The 19393-nt window shown below is 46.0% G+C and carries 21 protein-coding genes; 6 read left to right on the top strand and 15 right to left on the bottom strand.

Going from position 1 to position 19393, the window contains the following annotated elements:
• Nucleotides 1-347: 347 nt before the first annotated feature.
• On the top strand, nt 348-2087 hold the full coding sequence (locus DRW41_RS01950; RefSeq protein ID WP_245959342.1) for an AAA family ATPase: 1740 nt from the start codon (nt 348-350) through the stop codon (nt 2085-2087).
• A 143-nt stretch (nt 2088-2230) separates the two neighbouring features.
• A complete protein-coding gene (locus tag DRW41_RS01945; RefSeq protein WP_115450275.1) occupies nt 2231-2650 on the top strand; it encodes a YkvA family protein in 420 nt (139 codons plus the stop codon).
• Nucleotides 2651-2679: 29 nt separating this feature from the next.
• Here DRW41_RS01945 and DRW41_RS01940 read toward each other — a convergent pair whose 3' ends face one another.
• From DRW41_RS01940 to DRW41_RS01900, 9 genes are all read right to left on the bottom strand, one after another.
• Complete coding sequence (locus tag DRW41_RS01940; protein WP_115450274.1) at nt 2680-3258, bottom strand: cell wall hydrolase; 579 nt, start codon at nt 3256-3258, stop codon at nt 2680-2682.
• 200 nt (nt 3259-3458) lie between these two features.
• The gene (locus tag DRW41_RS01935) at nt 3459-4328 is read right to left on the bottom strand and encodes a carbohydrate ABC transporter permease (protein ID WP_115450273.1); all 870 of its coding nucleotides are present in this window, start codon (nt 4326-4328) and stop codon (nt 3459-3461) included.
• Nucleotides 4325-5332 (bottom strand): carbohydrate ABC transporter permease, encoded by a 1008-nt coding sequence (locus DRW41_RS01930; RefSeq protein WP_115450272.1) that lies wholly within the window; start codon nt 5330-5332, stop codon nt 4325-4327. Before DRW41_RS01930 ends, DRW41_RS01935 begins: the two co-directional genes overlap by 4 nt.
• Nucleotides 5333-5490: 158 nt before the next feature.
• Nucleotides 5491-6783 carry an ABC transporter substrate-binding protein gene (locus tag DRW41_RS01925; protein ID WP_115450271.1) on the bottom strand — a complete coding sequence of 431 codons (1293 nt, stop codon included), beginning with the start codon at nt 6781-6783 and terminating at the stop codon, nt 5491-5493.
• Between the two features lie 297 nt (nt 6784-7080).
• Entirely contained in the window at nt 7081-7215 is a 135-nt protein-coding gene (locus DRW41_RS01920) for a YjcZ family sporulation protein (RefSeq protein WP_115450270.1), read from the bottom strand.
• 18 nt (nt 7216-7233) lie between these two features.
• Complete coding sequence (locus DRW41_RS01915) at nt 7234-7341, bottom strand: YjcZ family sporulation protein (RefSeq protein WP_082306846.1); 108 nt, start codon at nt 7339-7341, stop codon at nt 7234-7236.
• 293 nt (nt 7342-7634) lie between these two features.
• On the bottom strand, nt 7635-8666 hold the full coding sequence (gene ytvI, locus DRW41_RS01910; RefSeq protein WP_115450269.1) for a sporulation integral membrane protein YtvI: 1032 nt from the start codon (nt 8664-8666) through the stop codon (nt 7635-7637).
• 137 nt (nt 8667-8803) lie between these two features.
• Nucleotides 8804-11440, bottom strand: coding sequence for a cyanophycin synthetase (gene cphA / locus DRW41_RS01905; protein ID WP_115450268.1), 2637 nt, complete (start codon nt 11438-11440; stop codon nt 8804-8806).
• 3 nt (nt 11441-11443) lie between these two features.
• A complete protein-coding gene (locus DRW41_RS01900; RefSeq protein WP_245959312.1) occupies nt 11444-12247 on the bottom strand; it encodes a cyanophycinase in 804 nt (267 codons plus the stop codon).
• Nucleotides 12248-12457: 210 nt separating this feature from the next.
• On the opposite strand from DRW41_RS01900, the gene DRW41_RS01895 reads away from it, so the two are divergent.
• From DRW41_RS01895 to DRW41_RS22610, 3 genes are all read left to right on the top strand, one after another.
• A complete protein-coding gene (locus DRW41_RS01895) occupies nt 12458-12685 on the top strand; it encodes a YczO family protein (RefSeq protein WP_115450266.1) in 228 nt (75 codons plus the stop codon).
• 22 nt (nt 12686-12707) lie between these two features.
• Nucleotides 12708-12827, top strand: a complete 120-nt coding sequence (locus tag DRW41_RS01890) for a 3-methyladenine DNA glycosylase (protein WP_115450265.1) — start codon at nt 12708-12710, stop codon at nt 12825-12827.
• Nucleotides 12828-13100: 273 nt separating this feature from the next.
• Entirely contained in the window at nt 13101-13472 is a 372-nt protein-coding gene (locus tag DRW41_RS22610; protein ID WP_181884380.1) for a hypothetical protein, read from the top strand.
• Nucleotides 13473-13629: 157 nt separating this feature from the next.
• On the opposite strand, the gene DRW41_RS01885 is transcribed toward DRW41_RS22610, so the two are convergent.
• The 4 genes from DRW41_RS01885 to DRW41_RS01870 form a co-directional block, all read right to left on the bottom strand.
• Entirely contained in the window at nt 13630-14280 is a 651-nt protein-coding gene (locus DRW41_RS01885; RefSeq protein ID WP_115450264.1) for an amino acid ABC transporter permease, read from the bottom strand.
• A gap of 12 nt (nt 14281-14292) precedes the next feature.
• On the bottom strand, nt 14293-14943 hold the full coding sequence (locus DRW41_RS01880; protein WP_115450263.1) for an amino acid ABC transporter permease: 651 nt from the start codon (nt 14941-14943) through the stop codon (nt 14293-14295).
• A 99-nt stretch (nt 14944-15042) separates the two neighbouring features.
• Complete coding sequence (locus DRW41_RS01875; RefSeq protein WP_115450262.1) at nt 15043-15855, bottom strand: transporter substrate-binding domain-containing protein; 813 nt, start codon at nt 15853-15855, stop codon at nt 15043-15045.
• Nucleotides 15856-15875: 20 nt separating this feature from the next.
• On the bottom strand, nt 15876-16604 hold the full coding sequence (locus DRW41_RS01870) for an amino acid ABC transporter ATP-binding protein (RefSeq protein WP_115450261.1): 729 nt from the start codon (nt 16602-16604) through the stop codon (nt 15876-15878).
• Between the two features lie 360 nt (nt 16605-16964).
• Here DRW41_RS01870 and DRW41_RS01865 point away from each other — a divergent pair, with 360 nt between their 5' ends.
• On the top strand, nt 16965-17318 hold the full coding sequence (locus DRW41_RS01865; protein ID WP_115450260.1) for a hypothetical protein: 354 nt from the start codon (nt 16965-16967) through the stop codon (nt 17316-17318).
• A gap of 133 nt (nt 17319-17451) precedes the next feature.
• Here the strand turns inward: DRW41_RS01865 and DRW41_RS01860 are convergent, their stop codons facing one another.
• Nucleotides 17452-18426: an aldo/keto reductase gene (locus DRW41_RS01860; RefSeq protein ID WP_115450259.1), complete on the bottom strand. Its 975-nt coding sequence runs from the start codon at nt 18424-18426 to the stop codon at nt 17452-17454.
• Between the two features lie 77 nt (nt 18427-18503).
• Entirely contained in the window at nt 18504-19379 is an 876-nt protein-coding gene (locus tag DRW41_RS01855; protein ID WP_181884379.1) for a GNAT family N-acetyltransferase, read from the bottom strand.
• Nucleotides 19380-19393: the final 14 nt, after the last annotated feature.

Here is a 19393-nt window from a genome sequence, read left to right as displayed (position 1 = left end):
CCCTGTGCAATAAAGTTTGCAATCCTGAATATTTTCCTTATTAACGAATAGATTTTTTTTAAAAAAAGTAATTATGTCGAAAATGTGTCCATATTGGGAGGTGCGCAGAAAAAAAACCATCTTGTTTGCATTTAAAAAATCCATTGGTTTTATGCTCCGAAAGTCCCTTCCCATCAAGCAAGGAGACATGTTTGGAGAGCAAATATACTCATAAATTCACTAGTTGTTCAAACCCGTCCATATTAATTTCCTGCAATTCCCATAGGGGATAATTCTCATTCCCTATTTATTACAAATGGTATTTTCATATAATGGAGATAGACATAAAGGAGATGAGCATAGTGGATATGAGTAAAAAAGCGATATATAAATTCATACCGCTGATCGCAGCAGTGATAATAGCAGCCTCTGGAATTACTTGGGCACTACAGTCTACGGCAAAAGAAACTGTTATTCCGTTTTCTTCAATGGAACAAAAAATAAAGGCGGATAATGGTAAAATGGTATCTCTCGAAGAACGGTCCGATGGCAGCCTTACATTAACAACAAGCGAGGGGAAATTCATGGCAAAAGTGCCTCCGAACAGCCAGATGGCGGAAGAATTAGTATCCAAATACAACGTTGACTATACATTTACAAACAACAGCAAATACGGAAAATGGATTATGGGCGGAGTGATTGTATCATTGGCAGCCGCGGCGTTCGCGCTTCAAAAAGCAAAAGGCGGCAGCGGAATCGGCGTCTCAAACACAATGAAAAACAGCCTTTCAAAAGCCCGTCCACTTCCGGAAATCTCACTTAAAGACGTAGGCGGTCTTGGTGAAGAAATGAAAGAAGAAATTCTCCAGACGCTTTCCATTATAAAAGAACCTGAACGTTCATCAAAGCTTGGCATTAAGCCTCCAAAGGGAATCCTTCTGTACGGCCCTCCGGGAACAGGAAAAACACTGCTCGCGCAAGCAATGGCAAAAGAGCTTGGTGCTTCTTTCTTTTCTACAAGCGGCTCCGCCTTCAACGAGTTATTCGTCGGGGTAGGTGCTTCAAGGGTCAGAAGCCTGTTCCAAAATGCGCGAAAACAGTCTCCCGCTGTCATCTTTATTGATGAAGTCGACGCACTTGCCGGAAAACGGAAAGCGCTTGGCGGCGAAGAATCCGAAAAGACTCTAACTGAACTGCTCGTCCAGCTCGATGGCGGACATTCGAATGAGGGGATTTTATTCGTCGCGGCAACGAACCGCAAAGACATGCTGGATGATGCGTTCCTCCGTCCGGGAAGGATCGATTTCTCCTTCCAGGTTCCTCTTCCCGACACAAAAGGGCGCAGGGAAATCATTGACATCCATACAAAGGGCAAAATGCTTGCGGAAGATGTTGCGGCATCCCTTGATGACCTGGCCGAAAGTACATCCGGTTTTTCCGGGGCCGATTTGAGCATGCTGTTTGAAACGGCCAGCCGCCGTGCAGTCCGGAACGGCCAGGACGTTATTAAAAAAGCGGACCTTGACTATGCACTGGACAGGACGATCCTCGGCAGCACATCACGCGAGCTTCAGGACGCAGACACGAAGAGGCGTGTCGCCATCCATGAGGCCGGCCATGCGATTGTCGCGGCAATCACAAAGCCGGGCTCTGTCAGGAAAGCGACCATCATTCCAAGGGGAGACGCGCTAGGCTATGTAGCGCCAATTCCGAAAGAATTGCATCTTTCCACAACAAGCGACCTCCTTGACCGAATTGCGATGATTTTGGCAGGCGGTGTCGCCGAAAGGATGTACCTCGGTGAGCACAGCATCGGAGTAAGCGGGGATGTCCAGCAGGCGAAACATATCATTGAACAGATGGTCGATACAGGAATGCTCCAGGACGGATTCACCCTCACCTTCGTCAAAACCGAAAAGGAGACGAAGATGCAGGAATTATTCCAGAATGGCCTGGAAAAGTCGGAACTGATCATTCACGCAAACCGCCTGGCTTACGAACAGCTGGTGGAAGCCCTTCTAAAAAAAGAAACACTTGAAGGCTCGGAAGTTGAAGAAATAATCGCAAACTGCAATAGGGCCGCCGAGGAAGAGTATATTTACGCCTAACAAAAGCCGGGTTCCATGATATTGGAATCCGGCTTTTTTTTGTTTCAGTAATAGGGGAATAAGCAAAAAAGTTTAGCATGTCTCCATCCGTGGAAAATTACTAAAAGCATCGAACCATACCTAAAAGGAAAGGAAGCATAAATATGGCATTCGGATTTGTTGGCTTAGGCAAAAAGTATAAAAAGGAAGCTCAATCCTATTATGACAATCCGGAACAAACCGACTCGCTCCTGAATAGGGCATTCGGAAAAGCGGACAAAAATAGGAACTCACTCGGTTTTTCCTGGAAAAAGCTCCAGCTATTATTTGAATTGGCAAGGGCTTGGGCAAAGGGAGAATACAAAGATGTATCTAAAGGAACGATCCTTGCCGTCATTGGGGCGATTATTTATTTTGTTTCACCTGTCGATATCATTCCCGATTTCCTGCTCGGGCTCGGCCTTGTAGATGACGCCGCGGTCCTTGCCCTTTCGTGGAACCGAATTACAAAGGACCTCGAAAAATTCAGCACCTGGAAAAATACGATTGATTCTCCACAACAAGCTGAAAACCCCCTATCCTGATTGGATAAGGGGTTTTATTATGGCCATGGTTAACTCGCGAAAACATGCCTTCCTATTTTAACGGAAACCGCCCTTGTTCGAATCCAGGTATCCGTTGCAATTTCAGGGTTATAGAAAAACAATGCATTGGTTACCTTTTTATCCGTACGGATGGCTTCATCTACCGCCTTTTTCGCGTCAGGTCCAGCCGGCTTGTTGATTTCCCCATTGGAGACGGGATCGAATTGCCTTTTTTGATAAATCACTTCTTTGACTGAATCCGGAAATTTTGCGTTTTGCACCCTGTTTAGGACAACTTCGGCAACAGCAACTTTTCCTTTAAAGGGCTCCCCTTTCGCTTCGGCATGTACTAGCCGGGCAAGAAGATCCTTCTCCTCTGCAGACAAAGACGGTCCCTGTTTCGCGGGCTGTGCCTGCTCTTTCTTTTGAGGCTTTACAGCAGGCTTTTCCGCAGCGGACGCCTTTTTCTGCTTGAATATTTTTTCAACGGCCGGAAAACAATTTGAACCATTCTGATCTTTTTCAAAAAGGCTGCCAGACAGGAAATTAGGGAAGGCAATCATGAGCGACATGGCCTGCATTAAAAGAATAGATGCTGGTTTTTGCATTCTTGTCTCCTCCAACTCCCTTTATTTAGCTCCCTATTAGGCTAACATTGCTCGAGAATGAAACCAACCCCAAAAAGTTGCCATGGAAAGACAGACAACTTTTACCGGTTGGTAAGTTGGTTCTTTCCCTTTATTTTTGAAGCCTCTTTTCACAACATAAAAAGAAAACCCGGATTCCCGGGTCATCCGAAAGATTTCCTTTAACCCTTTGTTCCGGAAGAAATATTGGACCCTTCAATGAAATAGCGCTGAAAGAAGAAGAACAAAAGAACGACAGGGAGCAGCACGGTTACAGACATGGACATTAAATAATGCCACTGTGTCTGGACGGTTCCCTTAAATGTCTGCAGGCCGATTTGCAATGTATACATCCGTTCATCATTAATGTAAAGAAGCGGGCCAAGCAGGTCATTCCATGCGCCATTAAAAGAGAAAATGGCGACCGCCATCAACGCGGGCTTTGTGAGCGGAATCATGATATGCCACCAAATTTGGAGATGGTTCGCGCCGTCAAGCACCGCCGCCTCAATTAGCGAATTGGGGATGGTCATCATGAACTGGCGGAGCAGGAAGATGAAGAACGCGCTCCCAAGGAACGCGGGAACGATCAATGGCAAGTACGTATTCACCCAGCCCAGCTTGGAAAACAGGATATATTGGGGAACCATCGTCACAAATCCAGGAATCAGCATTGTTGACAGGACGATGACAAATAAAGCATTGCGCCCCTTGAATCGGATTTTCGCAAATGAATAGGCTACAAGCGAATTGATCAGTACACTGCCGATTGTCCCAATAATGGCGATAAAAAGTGTATTCATTGCCCATCTGGTGAATGGAGCTGTTTGCCACGCCTCAATATAATTATTGAAGTTGAATTCCTTCGGAAAAAATGTTGGCGGGTACTGGGCAATCTCGGCCGGCGATTTCAGGGATGTCGAGATCATCCACCAAAGCGGCGAAAGAATGATTACACTGCCTGCGATAAGCAGAAGGGTAATCGCCCATGCTTTGACCTTCTCCCTGAATTTCCTTTTCTCATAAAATTTCGGAGCCGTGTAGGCACTCATTTATTTTCGCCTCCCTCATAATGGACCCAGCGCTTTCCTAACTTCAGATTAATCACTGTCAGGATCATGACGATGATGAAGAGAATCCAGGCCATCGCTGAGGCATAACCCATGTCAAAAACCTTGAAGGCATTGTTCCACATATGTAGGTTATAGAATAGGAGCGAGTTCGCCGGCGCCCCGCTTCCATTTTCCGTCATGACGTAGGCTTCCTGAAAAATTTGGAACGCACCGATTGTACTCGTGATGATATCAAAAAAGATGATAGGAGATATCATTGGCAGGGTGATGTAGAAGAATTTCTGCATGCTGGTAGCCCCTTCAATATCGGCGGCTTCATACATCTCCCGAGAAACCCCCTGCAGGCTCGCCAGGTAAAGAAGCATCCCGCCCCCTACCGCCCACATTTTCATTAGGATCAATGCCGGTTTGGTCCATTCCGGATCAAACAGCCAAGCAGGGCCATCAATCCCAAACCAGCCAAGGAACGTATTAACAAGCCCAGTTGAAGGACTTAATAGCTGCATCCATAGGAAATACACCGCAACCCCGGACAATATTGCCGGCAAATAATAAATTGTCCGAAAAACTTTCATACCGAAAATTTTCTGGTTCAAAAGGAGCGCGATCAGGATAGCGCCGACAGTCGTCAAAGGAACTGAAAAGATGACATAATATAGCGTATTCCATAAGGAAGTCCAAAAAAGGTCATCGATCGTGAACATTCTTACAAAGTTGTCTAGGCCGATGAAGTTCATTTTTGACGTGATATTGTAATCAGTAAAACTGGCCGCAAGGGAAAATAGCAGCGGACCAAGCGTCAATCCAAGGAATCCAACAATCCACGGACTAATAAACAAATATCCCCATATATTTTCCTTCGCCGCTCTTGAAATCCCTGTTTTCGGAGATGAATTCCGGGATGCAGCCAGCTGAATGCCCTTCCCGACAGGAGGATTGTGTTCTTCAGGCAGTGCAATATTTGCCGATTGTTGCGGCTTCATTTTTCTTCCCCCTTTTTTTGTATAGGAAATCATAAATCGGAACTCTATTTTTTGCTAGTTGGGGCTGCCCAAGGCGCTTCCGCATTTCGCTCTACGATTGAAAAGAGAAAGGACAGCGCCGCCATCCCTTCTCTTAAGCAAAATGTATGAATTACGATTTACTTTTTTATTTTCTTCACATCGGCTTCAGCTTTCTTCAATGCTTCTTCCGGGGTTAGTTTCCCGGTAAAAACTTTGTCGATATGCGGATTAATTCTGTTCTGGTAGTCAGGGTATTCGGCAGGGACAGGATACAGGTTCGTTTCCTCAAGGTTCTTGACAGTCATTTCATACACTTCTTTGGCCTGTCCATCGAGTGACTCTGAAACTGCTTCAGCGCCTTCAATATTGGCGACGTTGTCGTAGTTCTTTTCTCCCCAGTACTTCTGTGCTTCCTTGCCTGTCAGGTATTTTATAAACTCTACTGCTTCCTTTGGATGTTTGGAGCCCTTTGGCACCTCGACGACAAAGCCGCCGCCGTCAGCCCAATGGCCTGCGTTTTCGTCATAGGCCGGAATTTTGGCAACCCCGAATTCCATGTCTTTTCCGTAATCACGGATTTGTGTATAGAAAGTACCCACATCAATAATCATCGCGACTTTGCCAGATATGAATGGGTTGGCCTGTTCGCTTCCAAATTCGGCCTTGAACGCCTGGACATTCTTCTCGCCATACCGTTCCTGCCATCCAAGCAGCCATTCAAGCGCTTCTACTTTCTTTGGCGTGTTGATTGCCAAGTCCCCGTCATCAATGAAGCCTTTGCCGCCATCCGCGCTTGCCATCCAGGCGGATGGGCCGACGCTGCCCCATAATGGGTAAAACCCGAAGCGGTCGTATTTATTGCCACTTTTAATATCAAGCTTTTTCGCATATTCTTCCAGCTCCGCCCAGGTTTGCGGAGGTTTGTTTGGATCTAGGCCAGCTTCCCTGAAAGCCTTCTTATTGTAAAATAACAGCCTGGTGTCTGTATTGAATGGTACTGCATAAGGTTTTCCGTTATATTCGACTGTTTTCCAGAGGTGAGGATAGAAATTTTCCTTGAATGAATCATCCAGGTATTTGCTTAAGTCTTCAGCCTGGTTGTTCTCGGCGCGCAGGGCAACAGAGTTAATGTCATTTACTATAACATCCGCGGGATTCCCGGCGGCAACGGCTGCAAGATTTTTCGTCCATATGTCTCCCCATGGCAAAAACGTATGGTTAACTTCAATTCTATCCTGGGAGTCATTGAAATCTTTTACAATCTTTTCAATAATCGGCCTCCGGGTTTCTGAGCCCCAAAACGTCCAGAAATTGAGGACTACTTTGCCATCTTTTGATTTTGTGTCCGCTGAGCTTTTTTCTTCGTTGCACCCAGCCAGGACTCCCATTACTAAAAGAATACATAAAAACCCTAAAAACCCCTTCTTCATACTCTCCTCCTGATGTTTTATATATTTTTTTAAAAAGGCACTATATTTGTTTACCCACGTTCTTATGGTTAAAACCTTTTAATACAAAATTGGCCTGAATTTCGACATTTGCTAAAAAAAATGAAATAAAGGTTCGCCCTTGTATGTAGCAGCCCTGAAAATAGGGATTGGGCTTTCTCAGATGTACGGTGCATAACTATGAGTATCTCCCCTCGGAAGCAGTCCTTCATGCTCTCCGCCCCTATCCCTGGCGGCAAACAAAAAAGGCTGAACCATAGGTCCAGCCTTCGATTCCAACTAGTATCTGAAGCATGCAGCGCCAACAATAATCAACAGGATAAACAGCACTACGATGAGGGCGAAACCGCCGCCGTATCCGAATCCGCCGCCATACCCGTAACCGCAGCCGCCAAATCCTCCGTATCCGTACATAATAGAACCTCCTCTAAATTAATAGAAACCTCCGTACCCCCAGGAAGCCCCGATAATTACTAACAGAATGAACAGGACTACCAGCAAGGCGAAACCGCCGCCGTATCCGTAAGCTCCTCCAGACATTCACATTACCTCCTTTAGTAAAGTCCATATATCCTATTCAGAGGCAGGAAAATGTGCAATAGACTTAGGAAACAATTTTAATAAATGGGCGTAATGAAAAGCGAAAGCGCCCGTTTAGCGCACGACAGGACTGGAGGGAAGCAACTACTTTGAATTACTGCCTTGCAGCTTTGCGACGAGCTGAAGACAACTTCTCCGAATTCACTGTGGCACAGGAGCACCCTCCCACAGTAAAGGAAACTTGATGGGCATATAATAAAGAAAAAAGGACCCTTTACAAGGTCCCTTTTCACTTAAATTTTGAAGTTCATTTTAATAACGTTCACTTTAATCAGCGCGTCGATGATAATGACGATAGCCGGCCCAGCGAACAAGCCGATAAAACCGATAAGCTTAAACCCGATATAAAGGCTGGCAAGGGATGCGAGTGGTGAAATCCCAAGGCTGGTCGCGTAAACCTTAGGTTCCACCGTCCGCCTTATGACCGTTATGGCAATGAAGAGCACAATCAGTCCAATCCCAAGGAATTGTTTATCTTGGACCAGGGAAATGACAGCCCAAGGAACGAGGAAAGAGCCGGTTCCGAGAATAGGAAGAATATCAACAATCACGATCAAAAGAGCAAGCAGGGCGGCATATTTCACTTTTAAAAGGAGCAGGCCCGCAAAAGCAAGGAAATAGGTCATGAGGCTAAGAATAATCTGGGCTTTTATGAACCCGACCCCCGCTTTGGTCAATTGATTGATGACGATGGACACCTTCTTCTTTGTCCCCTCGGTAAGATGCGCTTTAATGTATGCCTTAATCTCAGGAAGTTCAAGGCTGATCAAAAATAACGCAACGAGATAAATAAGGAATTCAATCAGGAAACCGGGAATGGAGGTCAGGACACCTATCAAGGCCTGAATGATTTCATGCACAAACCGATCCAGCTCATTAACAGAATTGTCAATCGTTTTCTCAACGGAAGTAATAACATCCGGAGGAAGTGTTTTTGAATAGTCTTTCCATTTTTTTATGAGCGGTTTAATTCCTGTTGAATACAAATCCCTGACATATGTAGGTGTTTTTTCGGATAAGTTAACGACCTGTTGAAAGAGGATCAGGAACAGGTTGTATCCGATTACCAGAAGGCCCGCCAGAAAGGTTACAAAAGCAGCGATAACGGACTTTGCCCTGGTCAGTTTAAGCTTCCTTTGAAAATAGCCAACGAGCCTTTCAAGGAATACCGCCGTTACTAACGCAAAAATGAGCGGCAGGCTATAAGGTATAAAAAAGATAAACAGCAGGATTAGCGCTGTGATGATGATCCACTTTTTCCACATTTTACTTCTCTCCCGGGAACAATTAAGCACATGCTGCGCATTATTACCTAATTATATCTTGTAAATGCGGCCAATGCGAAACATTTGTCGAAAAAAAACAAAAAGGAAGGGCTCCTTGTTAAGGAACCCCTTCCTTTTTAGATTATTTTCCGCGCCACCACGTTTTTACGGCCGCTCACCAGAGAGAAAAATTCATTTACAACAGAATGTTTTTCATAAAGGAATAGGAGCGTATCCCCCTCAGCCGACAGATTCCAGGCTTCCTGGTATGCTTTAAGCTCCTGGGGGATGATGGAAATTTGTTTTCCTGAGTATCCTTTTTCCTTGAGGGCAGCGGCATGCATCATATTGGCCGTTTCATATGGCCCGCGGCCCCTCAAGTCTTCATCTTCGCGAATGATTAGACGGTCGGAATTCCGGATCGCGATTTTGGCCATTTCTCGGATTTCGTGGTCCTGCCTGTCTCCCGGCGAAGAAATGACCGTAATGGCCGACCCTGTTTTAAAATGTCGAACTGTATCAAAAAATGCGTTTAGGCCCGCAATATTGTGCGCATAATCGACGATAATCTTCCTGCCCTCAACCTCATACGTGTTGAATCTTCCCTTCGATTGTTCACTATTTGGACTGAATGTCAGCGCTTTTTCCTTGAGCACTTCAAAAGGCACGCCTTGCGAGTGGGCAGCCGCCAAAGCCTGAAGGAGGTTTGAAATGTTATGCCGTGCTTTTCCTTCAATCGTGACGGGGATGTCCCTTGCAGGGAGAAGCCTTTTTGGATTGCCATCTTCTATGCAGGAAATCCAATTATCTTCGTCAAGGAACCAAACCGTCCAGCCTTTTTCGGCGGCTTCCCTAATATGGTGATTTGTATAAAAAAGGCTTGTGAAAATGACCTTGCCCCTTGTGTGTTCTGCCATTTGGACGACTTCAGGATCATCGGCGTTCAAAATGCAATGTCCGTTTTCCATGACCACTTCAGGAATGAGCCGTTTAAGTTTTACGAGCTGGCCAAAATCTTCAATCCCCTCAAGGCCAAGATGGTCTTCGGAGACATTCGTGACGATGCCGACATCGCATTGCCGGAATGCAAGCCCTTCACGCAGGATGCCGCCCCTTGCTGTTTCCAGGACCGCCGCATGGACGTTAGGGTTCGATAAGATTTTGCGGGCACTGATCGGTCCGCTGCAATCCCCTTCGTCGATCGTTTCGTTCCCGACATAGACGCCATCTGAATTTGTCATGCCAACAGTATAGCCATCCCTTTCGAGGAAGTGCTTTATCATCCTCGTCGTTGTCGTTTTTCCATTCGTGCCTGTAACCGAAATAATTGGAATGGAAGCATCTTCCCTTGTCTTGAAGAGATAATCGACAATTGCTTTGCCGACATCGCGCGGCTTCCCTTTTGCCGGATAATGGTGCATCCTGATTCCTGGCGCCGCGTTCACTTCAACAATGGTTGCTTTTTTCCTGTCAAGCTGAGCCGAAATATCAGGGCATATAAAGTCTACGCCCGCCACATCCAGTCCGATTGCCTTGGCGGCTGTAACGGCAACGTCCCTGATCGTTGGGTGAACTTCATCCGTCACATCGATGGCCTGCCCGCCGGTTGAAAGATTCGCATTCCCGACAACCTGGACAATCTTTCCCGGTTCCGGGATGGAGTCGAGTGTCAGGCCTGATTTTTCAAGATGGCAGGATACGATGGCATTTATCGGGATTTTTGACATCGGTTTTTCATGGCCGTCGCCCCTTAGCGGATTTTTGTTTTCCTTTTCAATCAAAGCTTTGATTGAGTCCTGGCCGTTCCCAATAACAAAAGGCGCCAGCCGCATGCTCGCGGCAATGAGCTCCCCATCTACAACCAGGAGACGATAGTCATGTCCCTCGTAATATCTTTCAACGATAAAGTTGTTTTCAGGGGTATCCATGCAATGGATAATATTGAACAGTTCCTCCCTGCTTTTAATATTCGTATAGACTCCGCGGCCCTGATTTCCGTTCAATGGCTTTATTACTAGCGGAAAACCGACCCGGTCCGCCGCCTCGAATACTTCCTCCGCTGAGGATGCCGTCTCGCCTTCAGGAACTGGAATTCCCGCACCAGCGAGGAGCGTTTTCGTCATTTGCTTGTCACAGGAATTTTCAACCGCCATAAAAGATGTCTGGCTTGTAATCGTAGCCTGAACAAATTTTTGCTTCGAACCGGTTCCCAGCCTTAATAAACTGTCCTTCCCTACCCTTTCAACAGGGATTTGTTTCGCAAAAGCCGCATTGTAAATCGCCTCCGTGCTCGGGCCCAGCTTATTTGTGTAATAAAGGTCTTCGATTTTTTCAATATATGGCCCAGCATCCACGGATTTGGCGCCAGTAAGGATTTTTTCGACAATATCCTTCGCCGCTTCGAATGCATAAAGCCCGGATTTTGATTCTCGGCAGTCGTAAGTTACGTAATAAATGCCTTTTTTGTTGCTTGTAAGCGTTTTTCCTCTTCGGACCTTTATTCCCGCAAGGTACTGCAGTTCTAGTGCCATATGTTCAAGGATGTGGCCCATCCAGGTTCCTTTTTCAAGCCTTTCCACAAATCCTCCCGGATACCCTAGCGAACAGGTGTGATCCTTAAGGCTTGGAATTGTACCAAGTAATGCTTCAGTAAAACCTGGGAGTTCGTTTGATGGGCTGAATTCCAATTCTTCCAAATCCAGCTCAATCCACATGGTTGGTTTGTAACTAAAGTAGTTTGGCCCCTTTAAGTACCGCACGCGGTGCATCTTCATTTTTTACTCCCCTTTTATTAAAAGTTTTCTGTTTTTCAAATCGAATTTGTAGCCATGTGTAAGGGTATGAAGCTTAAAGTTTGAGAGCGTAAGTTCTTCGCTCCCCTCCTCGGTTTTATTTACTTCGACAAAACTATTTTCCTTCCCGTCAAGGATCAATACCTGATGCTCGCCAATCACTTCGAATTGGTCTCCTTCCACAAGAATCGCGGTGTTTTCATCTATGCCAATTCCCATTAAATCCGGATTGCCCGCGATTGCCCCAAGCAGCCTGTCAAATCGGGACCTCTGTGAGAAGTGCTGGTCAATCAGCATATTCGCCATGAACCCGAATCCTTTATCCATTTCAACCTGGAGAATTTCGTCCGAATCCTTGGTCAGCGCATTAACGATCATATGCTTTCCCATGATGGACGCGCCAGCGCTCGTACCGCTAAGCACCATCCCTTGTTCCCATTTTTCAAAAAAAAGCCTGTGCAATTTTGTGCCGGTTATCATTTGCGTTAGCCTGCTTTGGTCTCCGCCTGTAATGAATAATGCGGAAAGGCCCTCTACATCCTTAAGTATTTTTGGGTCCTCGGCCTTTTCCCGGGAATCCACATCCAAGGTGATTGGATTTCTTATCCCTAGGTTTTGAAACACCTCTTTGTATTCCCCGCCCACTTCTTCTGGAATTTTCGTGGCCGTTGTTAAAATTCCGACCTGGCCCTCATTTCGAAGGGAAAGGTCGACGAATTTTTCCAGGATGGTGACGCCGCTGTACTTTTCTTCAGCGCCGCCTATGATTAATAAAGGGCCTTTGTTCACAAACATCACCTGTCTGGTCAGAATTTATAGATTTTTGAAAAAATGCAACAACATTTCTTTACCCGTTTATACCTTTTTAAAACGCAATCCGTAACAACGTATATGTATGGAGAGATAAAAATATGGCAAATTTTTTCAAGTAATTTCATTTTCCCTTGTTGTTTTAGCCACAATAGGGAAAGGGTATACAAATGAAAGAGGTGATAATTGATGGAGAAAGAGGAAAAGAAGCCGAATTCTTCCTTGTATCAGGGAAAACGTGACAATCCGGAACAATATCCAACCGATACCGAAAGCCTTTTTGATAAATTCGAGAGTGAAAGGAACGTAGACACGATTCCCATGGAAGATTTAAAGATGGAACAGCGCGAAGAGAAAGCCGAACACCATACAAAAGATGACTCTTCTAGCGAGAGGAAATATAACACTGGTTTTTAAGGAGAGATAGGAGGGATTCAAGTTGGATAAGAAAAAAGAACAAAACAACTCTTTGGAACAGGAACAGAAAAAGCAGGCGGGAAAAGAAATCGAACCCCAACGCGATCCTGTTAAGCCACAGGAAGAAAACCCAAAAGAATAAACGAAGAGTCTTGCCTGGCTTAAAAGCCAGGCTTTTCTTTTTCCTGCAGTTAATGGATATTATCTAGAAAGCTTTTCGCCCAGATTCCCGGCCTCCTTAATTTGTATATCACTTTCACCTTGATATCCCCATTGCTGAGATACTCATCTATTTTTCGACAGGCCGTTATATCCAAAAAATGCCCACCATAGGTTCTAAAACGGATAGGCTGCTTTCACAAAATAATCCCACTTCTCATAAACTATCGTGGATGACACTGAAGGAGGTAAGCTAATGGATAATAGACAAATGTTTGGCTCCCCCACCGCAACGGGAGGCTTTGGGGGATATCCGGGTTATGGCGGGTATGCAGGTTATCCCGGCCATGTAGGCGGAATGGGAGGTTACGGCGGATTTCCTGGTTATGGAGGTTATCCAGGGCATGGGGGATTCCCAGGTTATGGAGGGTTTCCGGGTCATGGAGGATATCCAGGATACGGCGGGTACCCGGGCCATGGGGGATATCCGGGATATGGCGGCTACCCGGGGCATGGAGGATATCCGGGATACGGAGGGTATCCAGGGCACCACTATGGATATGGACATCACCATCACCATGGGCATGAAGGATATCCTGGTGGTTACGGCCACCGGCCTCAGGAGTAGGAAACCCCAATACTGGCGCCCGGTGGAATGTCAATGGTCCACGACAGAAAAAACGACTGTTTCCGTTATGGACATACAACCATCCTTTCCTTGGCGGCAGAGTCTAAATGTAATATATTGGCACTATAAGAAAAAAGCCTGAATCCTTTAGAGGAAATCAGGCTTTTTTGAGTTCGAGTTTTCCGGCTAAAATTGACAGCAGGTAGTTGACGGTAAAATACATGAACGCAAGGATTACGAGCATCGGAATGACGTAGCCATCCTTTTGTCCGTAAATGATTTGGGCATTGTGAGTCAGTTCCGGAAGTGAAATTACGACCGCCAATGAGGTGTCTTTTAAGAGGGAAATAAATTGGCTGACAATTGGCGGAACCATCCTTCTAAGCGCCTGGGGCATAACGATATACCTGATTGTCTGAACATATCCCAGGCCAGATGAGCGCGCCGCTTCAATTTGTCCTTTCTCAATCGAATTGAGGCCGCTGCGGATGATTTCCGATAGCATCGCCGATTCGAATATCGTCAGCGCGACAATCGCCGCGGTGGTTACTGGAAGCTTAAGCCCAACTTCCGGAAGGGCGAAATACGTGAAGAATATAATGAGCAGCAAGGGCAAATTACGGATAGTTTCAACCCCAACCGCCAACACCTGTGAAACTGCCGGGATTTTCGCATACCGGGCTGTCCCGATGGCCCCCCCAATAATAAAACTGCAAATGATGGCAATTCCAGCGACCAGAAGGGTAATCCCGAATCCCTGGAAAAGAAATTTCAAGTGGTCAAACGAATAAGCGCCGATAAAATCCATCCGGGTACCCCCTTAATTGCTCCGCGCCATCCGGCGTTCCAAATACCCGACCCCAAGGCTGAGCGGTATTGTCAACACCAGGTAAAACAGCGCTACGATGATATACGTATCAAATATGACAAAAGTCCTGGAGGATATAATGTCACCCTGATACATCAAATCCATCCCGGCGATGACGCCCAGGATCGATGAGTTTTTTACGAGATTGATAAACTGGTTGCCAAGAGGCGGAATAACCATTTTTATTGCCTGCGGCAGGATAATCGAAAGCATTGCCTGGTTGTAGGTCAACCCCGACGAACGGGCAGCTTCCATCTGTCCTTTCGGTACCGCAAGGATTCCCGCCCTGATTGCTTCGGTGATAAACGCCGAGGTGTAGATGGACAACGCGATCGTTCCCGCCGTCATTCCGTCGAAATCCACCCCTACCGAAGACATCCCGAAGAAGAAAAAGAAAGCGATGATTAGGACAGGAATATTCCTGACAAATTCAACATAGGCAGTCCCAAGCCAGTTTAAAGGCTTGAAAGGAGAAATTCTGAAAACAGCGATAATGGTTCCAAGCAGGAAACTGGAAATTAGCGCGATTATGCTTGCAATGATTGTTACTTTAAATCCCTCGAGATAGAGGTCGAGGTTATTTGTTAAAATTGAAAAGTCCACCCGCGTCACCTCTCTAGCATTTTGCCGATCAGGCAAACATTTTGCCACATGAAGCAATCAGGATGAGCCAGGAAGGCCCATCCCAATTTCAATTGCCGATTATTGCTGTTTAATCCACTTATCCTTGATTTCATCATATTTGCCTGAATCCTTGACTGCCTTCAACGCCTCGTTCAGCTTATCAACAAGATCCTTATTGCCTTTTTTAACGGCAATTCCGTATGGTTCTTCAGTAAATGTGCCGCCTACAAGTTCAAATGACGGGTCTTCATCAGCCATTCCGTAAAGGATGGAGTCATCCGTGGTCAGCGCGTCGCCTTTTCCCGACTTGAGGGCAGTGAACGCTTCCGCGTAGTTTTCAAACTCAAGCACTTGTGTTTCAGGGGCTTTTTCACGGATATTGAGTGCTGATGTGGATCCTTTTACCGCCAATACCTTAGTACCTTTTTTCAAATCGTCAAGCCCTTTGACCTTGCTGCCCTTTTTGACGAGCAGGGATTGTCCCGCCTGGAAATACACATCCGTGAAGTCTACTTCCTTTTTACGCTCCTCGGAAATAGTCATTGTTGCGACAACAGCATCGATATCGCCATTGTTAAGCATTGGAATCCTTGTTTTGGAGGTAACCTCTTTAAACTCAACCTTGTTTTCGTCACCGAGGATTTCCTTTGCCAGCGCCCTCGCAAGGTCAATGTCGAATCCTTCAACATCTCCCGTGCTTGGATTCTTCAGGCCGAACAGCCTTGTATCATGCTTGACGCCAAAGATGATTTTGTCGCGTTTTTCAATTTGATCCATGACGCCTTTGTCTTTGCTGCCTTCACCGCTTGTCTCTTTGTCTTTACCTCCGCACGCTGCGAGAACCAGTACAGCGATCATTGAAATAAGCGTTAATTTAAAAATCCTTTTCATCAACATTTCCCTCCTGAATTTTAATGGTTTAATATACGGCTGAGAAATGACTTGGCCCGTTCTTCACGCGGGTTCTCATAAAACTCAGCCGGTGTGGCCTCTTCAAGAATCCTTCCTTCATCCATAAAAACAATCCGGTCGGCCACTTCTCTCGCGAAGCCCATTTCATGGGTGACGACCACCATCGTCATCCCTTCCTTCGCGAGCGCTTTCATAACATCCAGTACTTCACCAATCATTTCAGGATCCAGCGCGGATGTCGGTTCGTCGAATAGCATAACCTCCGGCTTCATCGCCAGGCCGCGAGCTATCGCGACACGCTGCTGCTGGCCTCCGGAAAGCTGGGCCGGGTAGGAATTCGCCTTATCGGGGATGCCCACCTTCTCAAGGTATTTAATTGCGGTTTCCTTTGCCTCCTTCTCCGATTTTCCTAATACTTTCATAGGTGCCAATGTAATATTTTCAAGGACGGTTTTATGCGGGTATAAATGAAAATGCTGAAAAACCATCCCGATTTCCCTTCTCAGCTTATTGATGTCGGTTTTTTTGTCGTTAACGCTTACATTATTGACAGTCAAAGTGCCGGTTGTTATTTCCTCGAGCCTATTGATGCAACGCAGCATCGTACTTTTCCCGGAACCCGATGGACCGATGACAACCACAACTTCGCCTTTGTTGATTGTCAAATTTATGTCCTTAAGGACATGGAAATCACCAAAATACTTGTTGACATTGTCGAAAACGATCATGCTTTTTCCCCTCTCATAAAACATTGCTTCACTCGGTTAATGGATAAAAATAAATATTTTTTACATTCTAGATTATTATAAATTTTCTGAATTTATTTTTCTATTATAATATAACAATTACTTTAAGGTCAATTGTGTAACATCACAGGGAAAAGTGGACTGGCTGAATTCGTGCGGTGAATTTTTTATGCAAACCTTTGCGGTTACAGGCTTTTTTAAAAATGTCATGATCTGCTAAATTCCGGCTTTTTCTGATTATTTCCGGCATATATCCGGCCTTTCGAAAAATTTAAAGTTTAAATTTCCGTTCAAAAGGAACTAGTACAGGGAAGAAAAATTATAAAGGGAGGAATTCCTGCCATGCATTTGGAGAATTTCGAAGGCCAAAAAGTACAAATTAAATTCCGCAATTTCCCCGAGGAAATGAAGGGTGATGTTACGGGCATTTATCAGCCTGAAGAATGGTACCTTGCGAAACTTGTGAAAAGCGAAAATTTTGGAATCTGGGTCGAAAATCCATGCTATAAAAGAACTATGATCCGGGACGAAGAAGGAACCGTAATCCCAAAGGAAGAACAAATAGAAGAAACGTGCGTCACCCACCTCCTCATCCGCTGGGAATACATTAGTTCCATCATCACCTTCCCCGAAGAAAACCGCGTCGGCGTAGACAAAAAGGCCCACCTCATCGGCTTCCAGCCAGACATCGACTAACTCGTACGGCGGCATTCACCCCCATGGCCAGGCACCAATGATGGGGAAAACAATGGCCCGAGGCTTAACCCAGGCACCCTTGAGGGATAAAGGAGGGTGCCTGGCTCAGATCGATTATTTCCATGATCGACTTTTATGGAAGGCGTTTGCTTCTAGAAGAGATATAGAGTTTGTACCATTCTTCCCTTGTCATGAGTTTCGCCTGGCGTGGCGCGTCCTGGCAGTTTTGGATCCGTCCGGGGTTTGTGGTTCCGATGACGGGCTGGATGTTTGCTGGATGGCGCATTAGCCATCCAAGGACAATTGATTCTTTTGTCGTTTCCTTTTCTTCTGCCATTCTTGCGACCAGTTCTGCTGTTTCTTTTTCAGCGGCGGACATAAAATCTTCTTTGCCCGAGTAAATGCCCTTTGCAAGCGGCGCCCATGCCTGGAGCTGGATTGTTTCAAGCATGCAGTGTTCGATAAGCCCTTCGGCAAAATTCGTTCCCAGTCCCGCAGGCTGGTTGACATGGACCCCTTGATCGAGCCAATCGAGTTTTTTCAGGCTCATTTCCATCTGGTTTACAACTAGCGGGCTGCCTATATAAGCCTGAAGAAGCTTCATCTGCGCGACGTTCATATTTGAAACCCCAAAATTCCTAACCTTTCCCGATTCCATGAGGGTGCTGAATGCCTCGGCGACTTCCTCAGGCTCCATCAGGGGATCGGGACGGTGAAGAAGGAGGATATCCAAATAATCGGTCCCCAGCCTCCCGAGTATGCCGTCCACCGCCCCAAGAATATGGTTTTTGGAAAAATCGTACCTGCCCGGATTTTCAGTATCCGCAAAGCGGATTCCGCATTTGCTTTGGATAATGATTTTCTCCCTTAAGCCCGCCCTGTTATTAAGGCATTTGCCGAATACCTCTTCAGCTTTTCCTCTTTTGTAAATATCCGCATGATCAAACATCGTAATACCGGATTCCAGGGCGGTATCAAGCCCGCGTTCCGCTTCTAAAAGCTCTCCTTTTTCAATTACGCCTGTATCCCAGTCACCAGCGAAGCCCATGCAGCCCAAAACAAGCCGGCTGCCCGTAATTCCCCTTTTTTCCAATGGCATTAATGACATTTTATTCCCTCTCCTTCACTAATATTCTGTTCGATTGATTGCTGCCGTATTTGGGTCTTCTACACCCGCTTTGCGTTTTACGCCTGCGAAGTAATGGGATGCTTAATTTTTTCAGGAAGCACCAAGCCCTCCGCAGCACGGACAAACATAATCTCACTTCCGGCGTGTGTGGAGAGATCAAACGGCAATCCCGCTTCAGGGGTAAAGTGAAAAATAATCCTTCTCGTTTCTTCTCCAGCAATCCTCGCCAGTATTGAAGTAATGTCTGGAAGTGAACCGCCAATGAGGTCGTAAAGGTGCAATTCGCCCTCCTGTTCCTCAAAAATGCCGACCCACTCTTCTTCCTCAAAATAGTAAATGCAATCCTTGAACACGTTCAAGCAATAAAACATAAGCAGCTCTTCCGTCCCGGTTGCAGCGAATGTGCTTGAGATCGGCCTCCGCCGCTTGGCGAGCTGAAATAGGAGCTGCCTGTCCCGTTCATCCCCCATGTCAAGAAACCGCCCCAATTGGCCAGAACCCGCCTTTCTTTTAAAAGGGAGTGAAAAAATGTGCTCCTCTTTCCTTGTAAAACCGAACTTAGGGTAGAAATCGAGCACGGAATGGTTGGCGAATAAGTACATCAAATCATATTCTCTTTCAAACTCTGCCAATACTCGTTCCATTAGTTTTCCGGAGAGCCCCCTCCCCCTGAATTCTGGATCGACCATTACGGTTCCTATCTGGATCCCTCTCCTTTCCTCACCTTCAATTAAAAGGCCAATCCGGCTAACGGAGACATTCGCGACCACCCTTTCCCCAAGGCAATAGGAAAACGGGATATACTTGCCTGTCCAATAGCCATTTTCATACCAGCTGTCAAATTGAATCCCGAAAACTTGCCTGGCAAGGCTGAAAAAACTCTCCCTTAACGCCGCGTCTTCCCGGTATCCTTTTACAAACCTTAACTCCATAACCTTTTCTCTCC

This window comes from Neobacillus piezotolerans, from assembly GCF_003362805.1.
Taxonomy (GTDB): domain Bacteria; phylum Bacillota; class Bacilli; order Bacillales; family Cytobacillaceae; genus Bacillus_D; species Bacillus_D piezotolerans.
This window is presented reverse-complemented; position numbering and strand designations above follow the sequence as displayed.

Excerpts from the sequence above, each read along its gene's own strand:
- DRW41_RS01950 (WP_245959342.1), top strand. The coding sequence starts at position 348 with ATGAGTAAAAAAGCGATATATAAATTCATACCGCTGATCGCAGCAGTG.
- DRW41_RS01945 (WP_115450275.1), top strand. The coding sequence starts at position 2,231 with ATGGCATTCGGATTTGTTGGCTTAGGCAAAAAGTATAAAAAGGAAGCT.
- DRW41_RS01940 (WP_115450274.1), bottom strand. The coding sequence starts at position 3,258 with ATGCAAAAACCAGCATCTATTCTTTTAATGCAGGCCATGTCGCTCATG.
- DRW41_RS01935 (WP_115450273.1), bottom strand. The coding sequence starts at position 4,328 with ATGAGTGCCTACACGGCTCCGAAATTTTATGAGAAAAGGAAATTCAGG.
- DRW41_RS01930 (WP_115450272.1), bottom strand. The coding sequence starts at position 5,332 with ATGAAGCCGCAACAATCGGCAAATATTGCACTGCCTGAAGAACACAAT.
- DRW41_RS01925 (WP_115450271.1), bottom strand. The coding sequence starts at position 6,783 with ATGAAGAAGGGGTTTTTAGGGTTTTTATGTATTCTTTTAGTAATGGGA.
- DRW41_RS01920 (WP_115450270.1), bottom strand. The coding sequence starts at position 7,215 with ATGTACGGATACGGAGGATTTGGCGGCTGCGGTTACGGGTATGGCGGC.
- DRW41_RS01915 (WP_082306846.1), bottom strand. The coding sequence starts at position 7,341 with ATGTCTGGAGGAGCTTACGGATACGGCGGCGGTTTCGCCTTGCTGGTA.
- ytvI (WP_115450269.1), bottom strand. The coding sequence starts at position 8,666 with ATGTGGAAAAAGTGGATCATCATCACAGCGCTAATCCTGCTGTTTATC.
- cphA (WP_115450268.1), bottom strand. The coding sequence starts at position 11,440 with ATGAAGATGCACCGCGTGCGGTACTTAAAGGGGCCAAACTACTTTAGT.
- DRW41_RS01895 (WP_115450266.1), top strand. The coding sequence starts at position 12,458 with ATGGAGAAAGAGGAAAAGAAGCCGAATTCTTCCTTGTATCAGGGAAAA.
- DRW41_RS22610 (WP_181884380.1), top strand. The coding sequence starts at position 13,101 with ATGGATAATAGACAAATGTTTGGCTCCCCCACCGCAACGGGAGGCTTT.
- DRW41_RS01885 (WP_115450264.1), bottom strand. The coding sequence starts at position 14,280 with ATGGATTTTATCGGCGCTTATTCGTTTGACCACTTGAAATTTCTTTTC.
- DRW41_RS01875 (WP_115450262.1), bottom strand. The coding sequence starts at position 15,855 with ATGAAAAGGATTTTTAAATTAACGCTTATTTCAATGATCGCTGTACTG.
- DRW41_RS01870 (WP_115450261.1), bottom strand. The coding sequence starts at position 16,604 with ATGATCGTTTTCGACAATGTCAACAAGTATTTTGGTGATTTCCATGTC.
- DRW41_RS01865 (WP_115450260.1), top strand. The coding sequence starts at position 16,965 with ATGCATTTGGAGAATTTCGAAGGCCAAAAAGTACAAATTAAATTCCGC.
- DRW41_RS01860 (WP_115450259.1), bottom strand. The coding sequence starts at position 18,426 with ATGTCATTAATGCCATTGGAAAAAAGGGGAATTACGGGCAGCCGGCTT.
- DRW41_RS01855 (WP_181884379.1), bottom strand. The coding sequence starts at position 19,379 with ATGGAGTTAAGGTTTGTAAAAGGATACCGGGAAGACGCGGCGTTAAGG.